Here is a 13,778-nt window from a genome sequence, read left to right as displayed (position 1 = left end):
GAAGAAGCCGCGATGCGTGATTCGGCCAGTGGCCCGCGCGTTTTGCTGAAACGGCTCCGCGAGCTCATGCAAGAGCCGCTGGAGCCGCAGGAGCGGCTTGACCGGATCGTGCGCGACATCGCCTCCAACATGGTTGCCGAGGTCTGCTCGCTCTATGTGCTGCGCGCCGATTCGGTGCTCGAGCTCTACGCCACCGAAGGCCTGAACCCGAACGCCGTCCACCTGGCGCAGCTCAGGCTGGGTCAAGGCCTGGTCGGCACGATCGCGGCCTCGGCGCGGCCGCTCAACCTTTCCAATGCACAGGAGCATCCTGCCTTCGCCTACCTGCCGGAGACCGGGGAAGAAATCTACAATTCCTTCCTCGGCGTGCCGGTGCTGAGGGCAGGGCGGACGCTCGGCGTCCTGGTCGTGCAGAACAAGACCATGCGCCATTATCGAGACGACGAGGTCGAGGCGCTGGAAACGACGGCGATGGTGATCGCCGAGATGATCGCCACCGGCGATCTGGAGCGGCTGACGCGCCCCGGCCTCGAGCTCGATCTGCGTCGCCCGGTAAGCTTTACCGGCCTGTCCTTCAATGAAGGCGTCGGGCTCGGCCATGTGGTGCTGCACGAGCCGCGCATTGTCGTCACCAACCTGTTCAACGAGGACAGCGAGGAGGAGGTCAGGCGGCTCGACGCGTCCCTCGGCTCGCTCAGGCTCTCCATCGACGACATGCTGGAGCGCCGCGACGTCGCCTTCGAGGGCGAGCATCGCCAGGTGCTCGAAGCCTATCGCATGTTCGCCAACGACCGTGGCTGGGTACGCCGGCTGGAGGAGGCGATCCGCAACGGCCTGACGGCCGAAGCGGCGGTCGAAAAGGTGCAGAGCGACATGCGTGCCCGCATGCTGCACATGACCGATCCGTATCTGCGCGAACGGATGAGCGATTTCGACGATCTCGCCAACCGGTTGCTGCGGCAGCTTATGGGGCGCGGACCGGAGGACGTCGCGGCCTCGCTGCCCAAGGACGCCATTATCGTCGCCCGCTCGATGGGTGCTGCCGAGCTGCTTGACTATCCCAGAGACAAGCTGCGCGGACTGGTGCTGGAGGACGGCGCGGCGACCAGCCATGTCGTCATCGTGGCCCGTGCGATGGGCATACCGGTCGCCGGCCAGATGAAGGGCGCCGTTTCCATGGCGGAAAACGGCGATGCCATCATCGTCGACGGCGAGGAAGGCGCGATCCATCTGCGCCCGCAGCCCGACCTCGAGGCGGCCTATGCCGAGAAAGTGCGCTTCAGGGCGCGGCGGCAGGAGGTCTACCGCGAGCTGCGCAAGAAGCCGTCGGTGACCAAGGACGGTGTCCAGGTCGATCTTCTGATGAATGCCGGGCTGGCGGTCGACCTGCCGCAACTGGCCGAAGCTGGCGCGGCCGGCATCGGCCTGTTCCGCACCGAGCTGCAATTCATGGTCGCCTCGACTTTTCCGCGCGCCGAAGCGCAGGAGCGGCTCTATCGCGACGTGCTCGAGGCGGCGCGCGGCAAGCCGGTGACGTTCCGCACCATCGATATCGGCGGCGACAAGGTGCTGCCCTATTTCAAGGGGTCGATCCAGGAGGAGAACCCGGCGCTCGGCTGGCGCGCCATCCGCCTGACGCTCGACCGGCCCGGCCTGCTGCGCACCCAGATCCGCGCACTGCTCAAGGCGTGCGGCGGGCGCGAACTGAAGCTGATGCTGCCAATGGTGACGGAACTCGGCGAGATCGTGCAGGCGCGCGAGATCATCGATCGCGAGGTGCGGCATTTGTCGCGCTTTGCCCATCATTTGCCGACCAGCCTCAAGGTGGGCGCGATGCTGGAGGTGCCGTCGCTGCTGTTCCAGCTCGACGAGTTGATGAAGGCGGTCGATTTCGTCTCGGTCGGCTCGAACGATCTGTTCCAGTTCGTCATGGCGGTGGATCGCGGCAACACCCAATTGTCCGACCGCTTCGACCCGCTCTCGACGCCGTTCCTGCGTGTTTTGAAGAAAATTGCCGACGCCGGAGCGCGCAACCATACGCCGGTGACCCTGTGCGGCGAACTTGCCGGCAAGCCGATTTCGGCGATGGCGCTGATCGGCCTTGGCTATCGCTCGATCTCGATGTCGCCGGCTTCGATCGGCCCGGTCAAGGCGATGCTGACGGAACTGCCGCTCAGCGAACTGGAAGCGTTCTTCGACGACAATCTGATGGCGCCGGCGCAAGGCCTGCCGATGCGGGCGCTGCTGCAAGCCTTTGCCGACGACCGCTCCATACCGCTATAGACTTCGCCATGATCAACCTGCCCCGCGACCGTATGGACCAAGTCGTCAAGCGTTTCGACATGCTCGAAGCGCAGATGTCGGCCGGGCCGGCGGCGGACGCCTATGTCAGGATGGCCTCCGAATATGCCGACATCCAGGAGATGGTGGCAAAGATCAGGGCGCTGCGCGCCGCGGAGCGCGAACAGGCCGATCTGGAGGCGATGCTCGCCGACAAGGGCACCGACGCCGAGATGCGGGCCTTGGCCGAGGCCGATCTGCCAGGGGTCAAGCATCGCATCGAGGCGCTGCAGCAGGACATCCAAATCCTGCTGTTGCCAAGGGATGCCGCCGACGAAAAGAACGCCATCCTCGAAATCCGCGCCGGCACCGGCGGTGACGAGGCGGCACTTTTCGCCGGCGACCTGTTTCGCATGTACGAGCGCTATGCCGCGGCGCATGGCTGGCGTTTCGAGACGGTGTCGGCCAGCGAGGGCGAGGTCGGCGGCTACAAGGAAATCATAGCCACCGTTTCGGGCAAGGGCGTCTTTGCGCATCTGAAATTCGAATCCGGCGTGCACCGCGTGCAGCGTGTGCCGACGACGGAGGCGGGCGGGCGCATCCATACCTCGGCGGCGACGGTCGCGGTGTTGCCGGAAGCGGAAGAGGTCGATATCGACATCAGGGCCGAAGACATCCGCATCGACACGATGCGCGCCTCGGGTTCCGGCGGCCAGCACGTCAACACCACCGATTCGGCCGTGCGCATCTCCCATCTGCCGACCGGCATCATGGTGGTGCAGGCGGAAAAGTCGCAGCACCAGAACCGGGCGAAGGCCATGCAGATCCTGCGCGCCAGGCTCTACGACCTCGAGCGCAGCAAGGCGGACGAGGAACGCTCCGAATCGCGCAAGTCGCAGGTCGGCTCGGGCGACCGCTCGGAACGCATCCGCACCTATAATTTTCCGCAAGGGCGCGTCACCGATCATCGCATCAACCTGACGCTCTACAAGCTCGACCGGGTGATGATGGGTGAGCTTGACGAGATCATCGACGCGCTGATCGCCGATCACCAGTCGAAGCTGCTCGCCGATATCGGCCTCGATGGCTGACGGCCTGCCCGGCACGCTCGCCTCACTGTTGCGGGAGGCGCGAAACCGGCTTACCGCGGCCGGGATCGCGGATCCGGCGCTCGATGCCAGGCTGATCGTCGAGCATTTTTCCGGCACGACCCGCACGCAGGCCATCGCCGATCCCGAGCAAACGGTCGATGCGGGCGTGAGAGCAGCGATCGATGCCGCACTGCGGCGGCGTATCGCCGGCGAGCCGGTGCACCGCATCCTCGGCTATCGCGAATTCTACGGCTTGCGCCTGTCGCTTTCGCCGCAAACGCTGGAGCCGCGGCCGGATACCGAAACGCTGGTCGAGGCTATACTGCCCTTCGTCAAGGCAGTGGCGGCACGCGAAGGCGGCTGCCGCGTCCTCGATCTGGGGACCGGCACCGGTGCCATCGCGCTGGCGCTGCTCAGCGCTGTCCCGGCCGCGACCGCCACCGGCGTCGACATTTCGCGAGAGGCGCTGGTCACGGCCATGCGTAATGCCGGGGAATTGGGGCTCGCCGGTCGGTTCACGGCGCTCAAATCCGACTGGTTTGAAAAAGTTTCTGGCCGGTACCATGTAATTGTCGCAAACCCTCCCTATATACCCTCAGACGACATTGGAAATCTGCAGGACGAGGTCCGCGGTTTCGATCCACGCCAGGCCCTGGATGGCGGCGTGGACGGTCTGAGCCCCTACAGGAAGATCGCCGCAGGAGCGGCAGCCTATTTGGAACTCCAAGGCAGGATTGCGGTCGAGATCGGCCATACGCAGCACCAACAGGTTACGGGGATATTCTCCGCGGCCGGGTACTGTCCGGTCGGGGTGTTTCGTGATCTCGGCGGAAACGACAGAGTTCTTGTGTTCGAACGGTGGAAGCCGTGATGCAGTGCGAAAAAAGCGCTTGGCAATACCGGGGAATGCGGCTAGGGTCGCCTTAACCGGATGAGACGAAGCAGGCAGTGCTCTTAGCGATTCGGTTTTCCTTGGAAATAGCTGCCTTCTTGCGCAAACGACGCCCAAGCTTCGTGCGGGAATCGTCCGGCAAGTGAAGTAACCGGAACAGGATGGCACGTGGCGCCAACGCAATTGATGCGGGCGAACGCCGGTGAAGGAACGAAACGGCTGGCCGCATGAGCGCCTCCGTTCGTGAAGAGTTTTTCGAAAATTTCAAAGTGAAGAGAGTCTAATGAGGCCACAACAGCAAAACAGGCGCATGCGCGGTCGCAACAACAATGGCGGCGGCGGCAACAACAATAACAACAACAACCGAAAGGGGCCGAATCCCCTGACGCGCAACTATGAGAGCAACGGTCCGGACGTGAAGATCCGCGGATCGGCTCAGCAGATTGCCGAGAAGTACGCAACCCTTGCCCGTGACGCGCAAAGCTCCGGCGACCGGGTGATGGCGGAAAACTATCTCCAGCATGCCGAGCACTATAACCGCATCATCGCAGCCGCTCAGGCACAGATGCCGATCCAGAACGCGCAGCAGAATCGAGACGATTTCGACGATGACGGCGACGAGGATCGCGACGAGTTCGACAATGCCGGCAACAACAATGCCAACGAGGCCTCGGCGTCGGCCAATCACGGTGCCGGCCCGCAGCCGGTCATCGATGGCACGCCGGCCGAACTGGCTCTGAACCAGGAAAACAGCCGCGACAATCGGGGCGGCCGCGATAACCGTGACGGCCGCGACAACAATGGCGGACGCCACCGCGACCGTCGCCCCAATGGCGGTTACGGTCAGAACGGCCAGCGCGGCGAATATGGCGCGCGCGGCGAGCAGCAGGGTGGCCAGCGCGTCGAACAACAGCCACAGCGCGACGAGATGCCGGCGCAGGCGGAGCCCGTGCCGGCCGCTGAGCCGGTCTTTGTGAGCGAGCCCGCACCGCAATTCGAAAACCTTTCGCCGGCGGGTCTCGCCGCCCAGGCCGAGCTCAACGAAGCTGCTGCCGAAAACAGCCCGGCCCGCCGCCCCAGGCGTCCGCGTCGTCCGCGCCTCGATGTCGAACAGGCAAATGGCGGCAACGACAATGCCGGCCCTGACAGTTCCGGCCCTGACCGTGCCGAAACTGGCAATGTCGATGCGGCGCCGGCTGAAGATGCCGGCGGTCAACCTATTATTGCCGACGTCGAGAATTGATCGAAGAAACGTTCAGACGATCTTAGCGCATCCTTTACCATGGACGGCGGAGAGAAATCTCCGCCGTTTTCCTTTTGCGCGCTCGGAATATTATGCGTTCGCCAGTGTCGAGGCGTCTTGAGGGTCCGTGGTTTGCGTCCCATATCTTGCGTGAACAGGATCCGGCTCGAACGGGCGGGTCCGTCACCGCAATCTGATCCGGTGCCGCGAAGCGGGCCGGTGACGGAAGGAGACAGGCATGAATCTTGAAAAATATTCTGAGCGCGTGCGTGGCTTTATCCAGTCCGCGCAAACCATGGCGCTTTCCCGCAGCCACCAGCAATTCACCCCCGAGCATATCCTCAAGGTCCTTGTCGATGACGACGAGGGCCTGGCTGCGTCGCTGATCGAGCGCGCCGGCGGCAATGTCCGTGACGTCAAGCTCGGCGTCGAAACGGCACTGGAGGCAATGCCCAAGGTCGAGGGCGGCAATGGCCAGCTCTACTTGGCGCAGCCGCTGGCAAAGGTGTTCTCGACCGCCGAGGAACTGGCCAAGAAGGCCGGTGACAGCTTCGTTACCGTCGAACGGCTTTTGCAGGCGCTTGCCATGGAAAAGTCGGCCAAGACCGCCGACATCCTGTCCAAGGCGGGTGTCACGCCGCAGGCGCTGAACCAGGTCATCAACGACGTACGCAAAGGTCGCACCGCCGATTCGGCGAGCGCCGAGCAGGGCTACGACGCGCTGAAGAAATACGCGCGCGACCTGACGGCGGACGCCCGCGCGGGCAAGCTCGATCCGGTCATCGGCCGTGATGACGAAATTCGCCGCACCATCCAGGTGCTGTCGCGCCGCACCAAGAACAACCCGGTGCTGATCGGCGAACCCGGCGTCGGCAAGACGGCGATCGCCGAAGGGCTGGCGCTGCGCATCGTCAATGGCGATGTGCCGGAATCGCTCAAGGACAAGCAGCTGATGGCGCTCGACATGGGGTCGCTGATCGCCGGCGCCAAATACCGCGGCGAGTTCGAGGAGCGGCTGAAGGCGGTGCTTTCCGAAGTCACGTCTGCGGCCGGCGGCATCATCCTGTTCATCGACGAGATGCACACCCTGGTCGGCGCCGGCAAGGCGGATGGCGCCATGGATGCATCGAACCTGCTGAAGCCGGCGCTGGCCCGCGGCGAGCTGCACTGCGTCGGCGCCACCACGCTCGACGAATACCGCAAGCATGTCGAGAAGGATGCGGCCCTTGCCCGCCGCTTCCAGCCGGTCTTCGTCAATGAGCCGACGGTCGAAGACACCGTCTCGATCCTGCGCGGCCTGAAAGAGAAATACGAGCAGCACCACAAAGTGCGCATCTCGGATTCGGCGCTGGTCGCGGCCGCTACGCTGTCAAACCGCTACATCGCCGACCGCTTCTTGCCGGACAAGGCGATCGATCTCGTCGACGAGGCCGCCTCGCGGCTCAGGATGCAGGTCGATTCGAAGCCCGAGGCGCTGGACGAGATCGATCGCCGCATCATGCAGCTCAAGATCGAGCGCGAGGCGCTCAAGGTCGAGAAGGACGATGCCTCGAAGGACCGGCTCGCCCGGCTTGAGAAGGAACTCTCGAACCTCGAGGAGGAATCGACCGAGCTGACCTCGAAGTGGCAGGCCGAGAAGCAGAAGCTCGGGCTTGCCGCCGACCTCAAGAAGCAGCTCGACGAGGCGCGCAACGAACTTGCCATTGCGCAGCGCAAGGGCGAATTCCAGCGCGCCGGCGAACTTGCCTATGGCAAGATCCCGGAACTCGAAAAGCAGCTGAAGCAGGCTGAAGCCAGGGATGGCAAGGCCGGCATGGTCGAGGAAGTGGTCGGCCCCGATCACGTCGCTCATATCGTGTCGCGCTGGACGGGGATCCCGGTCGACAAGATGCTGGAAGGCGAACGCGACAAGCTGTTGCGCATGGAAGACGAGGTCGGCAAGCGCGTCGTCGGCCAGGGTGAGGCGGTGCAGGCGGTGTCGAAAGCGGTGCGCCGTGCGCGCGCCGGCCTGCAGGACCCGAACCGGCCGCTCGGCTCGTTCATGTTCCTCGGACCGACGGGCGTCGGCAAGACCGAATTGACCAAGGCACTGGCCAGCTTCCTGTTCGACGACGAGAGCGCCATGGTGCGCATCGACATGTCGGAGTTCATGGAGAAGCACTCGGTCGCCCGGCTGATCGGCGCGCCCCCCGGCTATGTCGGCTATGAGGAAGGCGGCGCGCTGACCGAAGCGATCCGGCGGCGGCCCTATCAGGTCGTGCTGTTCGACGAGATCGAGAAGGCGCATCCGGACGTGTTCAACGTGCTGCTGCAGGTGCTCGACGACGGCCGGCTGACCGACGGGCAGGGCCGTACGGTCGACTTCCGCAACACGCTGATCATCATGACGTCCAACCTCGGCGCCGAATATCTGGTCAATCTCGGCGAGGACCAGGATGTCGACGTGGTGCGCGACGAGGTGATGAATGTGGTCAGGGCTTCGTTCCGGCCGGAATTCCTCAACCGCATCGACGAGGTGATCCTGTTCCACCGGCTGCGCCGGCAGGATATGGGCCGCATCGTCGAAATCCAGCTCAAGCGGCTGGAAAACCTGCTTGTCGACCGCAAGATCGCGCTTTCGCTCGATCAGGAGGCGATCGACTGGCTGGCGGCCAAGGGCTATGATCCGGCCTACGGCGCGCGGCCGCTGAAGCGGGTGATGCAGAAGGAATTGCAGGATCCGCTGGCGGAAAAGATCCTGCTCGGCGAGATCCTCGACGGCTCGACCGTCAAGGTCACCGCCGGGTCCGACCGGCTGAACTTCCGCTCGAAGCCGGCGGTCGTGGCAACCGAGGCGGCCGCCTGACTTCAAGCCAAAGCCTGTTCCATCCCGATGGAATCGGGATGGGCTCCTCTCTTCTTTTTTGACCATGATCTCATGGTCTACCATCATTGGCGGGGCGCAGATGACGCTGGACGATTATAACAGCTTCTGCGCCTCGCTGCCTTCGACGACCCATGTCGTGCAGTGGGGCGGCGCCCATGTCTGGAAAGTCGGCGGCAAGGTGTTTGCAATCGGCGGCTGGAGTGAAGGCAAAGAGCCGTTCGTCACCTTCAAATGCTCCGATATCGCCTATGACGTGCTGAGGGAACAGCCGGGCCTTCGGCCGGCACCCTATCTCGCCTCGCGCGGCATGAAATGGATCCAGCGCCAGACAGGCGAAAGCATGGATGATGAGGCGTTGAAGGATTATCTACGCGAAAGCCACCGTCTCGTCGCGCTGAAGCTGACGAAGCAGGCGCGCAAGGAATTGGGACTTGCTGCCGGTTAATCGGTCAGAAACCCGCCATCTTCATGCCCGGTTCATATTGGAACCTTATCGTACGCAAGTGATTTGCTGGCGAAGGGGTTCGCGACCACATCGGCCCGAAATCGAGTTTGATTTTCGCAAAGCACGATGCGGAGATTTAAAGCGTTAGAGTGTCCTTAAGCCCCAAAAGGACGCGCGGCGCTCTTGAGAGACAATGCCGGCGGCGGCAGTTACGGACCGGAGAATTTTGGCCACCATGTTGCGCACCATCTTCACCCTTTCAGCGCTTGCTGCCGGGCTGCTGGCTTCGAATACGATGGCATCGCCGATAGTGGATACTGCGCCACGGGTGGGTCGTGCTGCCGATGACGGCGGCATTCTTGTCGCCCAGAACGGCAATCTCGACATCTATTACGACGCCAGGGGAAACCGCGTCATCGTCGATGCGGAGACCGGCAAGGTTATCGCCATCCAGCCGCCGCAGACCAGGCTCGATCGCCGTGCCTTGCGCCGCGAGCGCCTGCGCAATCTCGGACCGGTCGAAGACGACCGCCATTATCTTGACGATCCGGAGGACACGGCGCGGTTCCGTCGCAGGCAGTTGGAAGACGAAGGCAGGGTCATCGTGCCGCCGGCTGACGAGTACGACCCCTATGGCGACAATTCGGCAGAAGTCTTCCCCGAAGCGCCGCGGGATGACGGCGGCTATGGCAACAATTTTCCGGAGGAAGCGCAGCCGGTGAAGCCGCGCACCATTGAGCGCCAGCCGCTCAATGAGGCTTCGATCGAGCCGGTCGAACCGACAGTGCCGGGCGAGCAGGCGGCCTTGCCGCCAAGCACTGGCGGCAAAACGGCGGTCGACCCGTCGTTATCGCTCGGCGCCCGCCAGGACGTGGCGGCGCTGCAGGTGCTGCTCGACCGTGCCGGTTCTTCGCCCGGCGTCATCGACGGACGCTTCGGCTCGAATGTCGACAAGGCGCTTGCCGCCTATAATGAGATCACCGGCAGCAATCTGAAATCGACCGATGCGATCGGCATCCAGGCCGCCCTGGCGCAATCCGGTGGCGATGCCTTCGCCTCCTATACGATCACGCCCGAGGATGCGGCCGGCCCCTATGTCGCCTCGATACCGGAGGACTACAGCCAAAAGGCCCAGCTCGACCGCATGGGCTACACGTCGGTGCCCGAGGCGCTGGCCGAGCGCTTCCACATGGACGAGGCCTATCTGAAATCGCTCAATCCGGACGCCAATTTCAGCCGCCCCGGCATCATCATCAAGGTCGCCAATTTCGGCAGGCTGGTGGCGACGCCGGTGGCGCGCATCATCGCCGACAAGGCCAACAAGCAGGTCCGCGCCTATGATGCGGCGGGCAAGCTGGTCGCGGCCTATCCGGCGACCATCGGCTCGTCGGACACGCCGTCGCCGTCCGGCACCCATGCGGTGTCGCGTGTCGCGTTGGATCCGAATTACACCTACAACCCGAACATCAATTTCAAGCAGGGCGAAAACGACAGGATCCTGACCATCCCGCCGGGGCCGAACGGTCCGGTCGGCTCGGTCTGGATTGCGCTGGACAAGCCGACCTATGGCATTCACGGCACCCCGGATCCGTCCAAGATCGGCAAGACCGAAAGCCATGGCTGCGTGCGGCTGACCAATTGGGACGCGCGCGAGCTGGCCAAAATCGTGTCGCCCGGCGTGACGGTGGAGTTCGTCGACTGAGTTGAGCGTTTTCGCTCCACTCACCCGATGATCTTGCGCAGCAGTCGCGCGCGTGGCGCCGCCGCATAGATCAGCTGCACCACCAACATGAAGCCGACGCTGAGCAGCGGGCTGACGAGGCAGAGTGCAGCGCCGATCGCCCACAGGATCTGCGCCTTGACGATGCGCAGATAGACCGTTCGGGTGGTCTCCGCATCGACGCCTTCCGCCAGGAGGCCGTTTTTGTCCGCATAGCGCCAACTGGCGAGCAGCGTCAGCCCGAGCATCAAAAGATTGAGCCAGTAGACGAGCACGGCGGTTCTGAATTCGAGGAAGTCGGCCAAAAGATCGGTCGAGAACGGCAGCAAGGCGATGAAACCGAGAAAACAAAGGTTCAGCGTGGCAAGCCGCCTGTCGGACTTCGCGATCAGCCCGTGCTGCGCCTGCTGGCCGAACCAGAAGATGGTCAGCGTCAGGAAGCTGAGCGCATAGGTCAGAAAACGCGGCGCCAGTGCTGCGACCGCGGCGATCAACTCGTTTTCGGAATGCACCGTTTCATGCGCTGGCACCCTGATCTCGAGAACGATCAGGGTGAGCGCGATGGCGAACACGCCGTCGGTGATGCCGACGACGCGCCCACGTCCTTCCGCCGAGGGTTCGAGCGGTCGTTTCATGCGGGTATTTTCCCCCTTGCCAGTCGCGCTGCAAGAAGCTTAGCACGGCATCGGCCGTTTGCACCCGCACTGGCGTGGTCCTGCCTGCATGGCCAGGTTCGGGCTGGTTTCAACGAGAACAGCCTGCCGGCCGGTTGTCGCTGGCCCCCCGGCGGTCTAGGTAAGGCAGCATGCACACGCCAACCAAAGTCGGTACCGGCGCCGTTCCCCTGACCGGCTCACTTCCGTCCGATACGTTTTGCCCGCAGGCGCAGCGGCGGTTCGTGCTGATCGCGGCGATCCTGGCTTCCGCACTCGGCTTTATCGACGGATCGGTCCTGGCTATTGCGACGCCGGCGATCCGCGTCGACCTCGGCGCCAGCCTCGCCGAGGCGCAATGGATTTCCAATGCCTATGCATTGACGCTTTCAGCCCTCATTCTCGTCGGCGGCGCCGCTGGCGATCGCTTCGGCCTGCGCCACTCCTTCGTCGCCGGCATCGTCCTGTTCATCGCCGCCTCGCTTGCCTGCGCGTTGGCGCCTAACCCGGCGGTGCTTATTGCGTTTCGGGCTATCCAGGGTGTTGGAGCGGCCGTCATGGTGCCGGGCAGCCTGGCCATTATCGCCAAAGCCTATCCGAAAAAGGAACGCGGCCGGGCGATCGGCATCTGGGCGGCGGCATCAGCGCTGACGATGGCGCTCGGTCCGGTGCTGGGCGGCTTCGTGCTGTCGGCCTTCGGCGACGGCATCTGGCGGGCGATCTTCGCCATCAACCTGCCGCTCGGTCTTATCTCGATCTATCTTCTGCTGGCCAAGGTTCCCGCCGACGCGCCGGCGGAAAAGCGCAGCCTCGATCTCGGTGGCGCAGCACTCGCCATATTGGCGTTCGGAGCGCTCGCTTACGGCCTGACCTCGATGAGCGGTGACGGGGAGGGGCTGATGTCCGGCCCGAGTATTGCCGCCGGCGCAGTTTTGCTCGTCGTGTTCATCGTCTTCGAACGCCGGCGGCGCGAGCCGATGATCGACCTATCGCTGTTTCGGATTGGGGCGTTTGCGGGCGCCAATGTGGCGACCTTCTTCCTTTATTTCGCGCTGTCGGCCAATCTGTTCTATCTGCCGATGCTCATGATCGCCGGATGGGGGCTGAGCACGGCCGAGGTCGGCTTCATCTTCCTGCCGCTGTCGGCATTGATCGCGCTGCTGTCCGGGCCGGTCGGCCAGTGGTCCGACGGCATCGGGCCTCGCTTTCCGATCGCCAGCGGCAGTCTGGTTGTGGCTGTTGCCTTTGCCGGGCTTGCCTTGCTGGCCCATTGGGGCATCCATAATTTCTGGTTGGGGGTGTTCCCGCTGATGGCGCTGATGGGGTTCGGCATGGCGCTGGTGGTGTCGCCGCTGTCGACCGCCATCATGACGGCGGTCGAGGACAAGGATACGGGTGCGGCCTCGGGCATCAACAACGCCGTCTCGCGCATCGGCGGCCTGATCGCCGTGGCGGCGATGGGATCGCTGGCGGCCTGGGTCTATGCTGCCGTGCTCGATACCGGTGCCGGCTCCGGCATTCCGGGTTTCGGCGAACCGGCGCCCGCCGGCCTGGCGCCCGATCTCGATGCGGCACGGCTTGCCGCCAGCGACGCGGCATTCGCGGCCGTTGCCGCAGTGACCGCGCTGCTTTGCCTGCTTTCGGCAATCACCGCCTGGATGACGGTTTCCGGCGAGCGGCTGCCATGGGCGCGCGACACGGCGAATCAGCAGGGCTGACGACGAAAACGTCGGCTCAGCCTTCGATCTTGGCGCTCGCTACCTTCAACTGATTGCTGTCTTCCTGCTTGAGCAGGTCGTCGATGCGTTCGCGCTCGCGCTTGAAGGCGACGAGGTCGTCGCCTTTCAGCGTTTTGCCGACCGGCAGGCGGACGCGCATCGAATCGACCTTGGTGCCGTTGACGATCAGTTCGTAATGAAGATGCGGACCGGTGGAGAGGCCGGTTGAGCCGAGATAGCCGATAACCTGACCTTGGCGAACGCGAACACCCGGCTCAATGCCCTTGGCAAAGGCGCTCTGGTGATTGTAGGACGTCTCGTAACCATTGGCGTGCCGCAGGATGATCTGCTTGCCATAGCCGCCAGCCCAGCCGGCCTTTTCGACGACGCCGTTGCCCGCGGCAATAATCGGCGAGCCCACCGGAGCTGCCCAGTCGGTGCCGGTATGCATTTTCACATACCCCAAAATGGGGTGGCGCCTGGCACCGAACCCCGACGTAAACCTGCCATTGGGCAAGGGATTGCGAAGCAGAAACTGCTGGGCGCTGCTGCCGTTTTCGTCGAAATAGTCGGTGCTGCCGTCCTGCATCTGGAAACGGTAGAAATTTCGCGTCGTGCCGCCGAAAGTCGCGGAGACGTAAAGCAGCTCGGATTCGTCGGACGCCTGGTCGTCGCCATCGGGCTGCGAGAACAGCACCTCGATGCGATCCGTGGGACTGAGGCGCGACTGGAAATCGACACCGGATGCCAGCAACTTGATCAGCCGCTGCGTCATCGCCTTGGACATGCCGTAGGAATAGGCGGTGCGATAGATGCCGTCATAGACGTTCGGTAGATTGCCGCGCCCCACGGGCGCAGGCGAATCGTCGA

At 63.8% G+C, this 13,778-nt stretch carries 10 protein-coding genes (1 of these 10 cut by a window edge); 8 read left to right on the top strand and 2 right to left on the bottom strand.

The window, feature by feature from the left end; genetic code table 11:
• Positions 1–12 precede the first annotated feature (12 nt).
• The 7 genes from ptsP (at position 13) to NKI50_RS18315 (ending at position 10,519) form a co-directional block, all read left to right on the top strand.
• Positions 13–2,283, top strand: a complete 2,271-nt coding sequence (gene ptsP / locus NKI50_RS18345) for a phosphoenolpyruvate--protein phosphotransferase (RefSeq protein ID WP_352483551.1) — start codon at positions 13–15, stop codon at positions 2,281–2,283.
• 8 nt (positions 2,284–2,291) lie between these two features.
• Positions 2,292–3,371 carry a peptide chain release factor 1 gene (prfA, locus tag NKI50_RS18340; protein WP_352496391.1) on the top strand — a complete coding sequence of 360 codons (1,080 nt, stop codon included), beginning with the start codon at positions 2,292–2,294 and terminating at the stop codon, positions 3,369–3,371.
• Positions 3,364–4,242, top strand: a complete 879-nt coding sequence (gene prmC, locus NKI50_RS18335) for a peptide chain release factor N(5)-glutamine methyltransferase (RefSeq protein ID WP_352496392.1) — start codon at positions 3,364–3,366, stop codon at positions 4,240–4,242. The genes prfA and prmC overlap by 8 nt, the downstream gene beginning before the upstream one ends.
• 304 nt (positions 4,243–4,546) lie before the next feature.
• On the top strand, positions 4,547–5,506 hold the full coding sequence (locus NKI50_RS18330; protein ID WP_502899026.1) for a DUF4167 domain-containing protein: 960 nt from the start codon (positions 4,547–4,549) through the stop codon (positions 5,504–5,506).
• Between the two features lie 238 nt (positions 5,507–5,744).
• Entirely contained in the window at positions 5,745–8,351 is a 2,607-nt protein-coding gene (gene clpB / locus NKI50_RS18325) for an ATP-dependent chaperone ClpB (protein ID WP_352483554.1), read from the top strand.
• Between the two features lie 100 nt (positions 8,352–8,451).
• Complete coding sequence (locus NKI50_RS18320; RefSeq protein ID WP_352643391.1) at positions 8,452–8,817, top strand: MmcQ/YjbR family DNA-binding protein; 366 nt, start codon at positions 8,452–8,454, stop codon at positions 8,815–8,817.
• A gap of 235 nt (positions 8,818–9,052) precedes the next feature.
• Positions 9,053–10,519 carry a L,D-transpeptidase family protein gene (locus NKI50_RS18315; RefSeq protein WP_352643393.1) on the top strand — a complete coding sequence of 489 codons (1,467 nt, stop codon included), beginning with the start codon at positions 9,053–9,055 and terminating at the stop codon, positions 10,517–10,519.
• Between the two features lie 20 nt (positions 10,520–10,539).
• Here NKI50_RS18315 and NKI50_RS18310 read toward each other — a convergent pair whose 3' ends face one another.
• Entirely contained in the window at positions 10,540–11,172 is a 633-nt protein-coding gene (locus NKI50_RS18310) for a TMEM175 family protein (RefSeq protein WP_352496396.1), read from the bottom strand.
• A gap of 170 nt (positions 11,173–11,342) precedes the next feature.
• On the opposite strand from NKI50_RS18310, the gene NKI50_RS18305 reads away from it, so the two are divergent.
• A complete protein-coding gene (locus tag NKI50_RS18305; RefSeq protein ID WP_352643395.1) occupies positions 11,343–12,908 on the top strand; it encodes an MFS transporter in 1,566 nt (521 codons plus the stop codon).
• A 16-nt stretch (positions 12,909–12,924) separates the two neighbouring features.
• Here NKI50_RS18305 and NKI50_RS18300 read toward each other — a convergent pair whose 3' ends face one another.
• Positions 12,925–13,778, bottom strand: partial view of a M23 family metallopeptidase gene (locus NKI50_RS18300; RefSeq protein ID WP_352717267.1) — the 3' portion only. 1,105 nt of this gene lie beyond the right edge of the window; only the last 854 of its 1,959 coding nucleotides appear in the window; its start codon lies beyond the right edge, outside the window; the stop codon is at positions 12,925–12,927.

It is taken from the genome of Mesorhizobium sp. M0563, from assembly GCF_040321065.1.
Lineage (GTDB): Bacteria > Pseudomonadota > Alphaproteobacteria > Rhizobiales > Rhizobiaceae > Mesorhizobium.
This window is presented reverse-complemented; position numbering and strand designations above follow the sequence as displayed.

Excerpts from the sequence above, each read along its gene's own strand:
- NKI50_RS18310 (WP_352496396.1), bottom strand. The coding sequence starts at position 11,172 with ATGAAACGACCGCTCGAACCCTCGGCGGAAGGACGTGGGCGCGTCGTC.
- prfA (WP_352496391.1), top strand. The coding sequence starts at position 2,292 with ATGATCAACCTGCCCCGCGACCGTATGGACCAAGTCGTCAAGCGTTTC.
- NKI50_RS18330 (WP_502899026.1), top strand. The coding sequence starts at position 4,547 with ATGAGGCCACAACAGCAAAACAGGCGCATGCGCGGTCGCAACAACAAT.
- clpB (WP_352483554.1), top strand. The coding sequence starts at position 5,745 with ATGAATCTTGAAAAATATTCTGAGCGCGTGCGTGGCTTTATCCAGTCC.
- ptsP (WP_352483551.1), top strand. The coding sequence starts at position 13 with ATGCGTGATTCGGCCAGTGGCCCGCGCGTTTTGCTGAAACGGCTCCGC.
- NKI50_RS18315 (WP_352643393.1), top strand. The coding sequence starts at position 9,053 with ATGTTGCGCACCATCTTCACCCTTTCAGCGCTTGCTGCCGGGCTGCTG.
- NKI50_RS18320 (WP_352643391.1), top strand. The coding sequence starts at position 8,452 with ATGACGCTGGACGATTATAACAGCTTCTGCGCCTCGCTGCCTTCGACG.
- prmC (WP_352496392.1), top strand. The coding sequence starts at position 3,364 with ATGGCTGACGGCCTGCCCGGCACGCTCGCCTCACTGTTGCGGGAGGCG.
- NKI50_RS18305 (WP_352643395.1), top strand. The coding sequence starts at position 11,343 with ATGCACACGCCAACCAAAGTCGGTACCGGCGCCGTTCCCCTGACCGGC.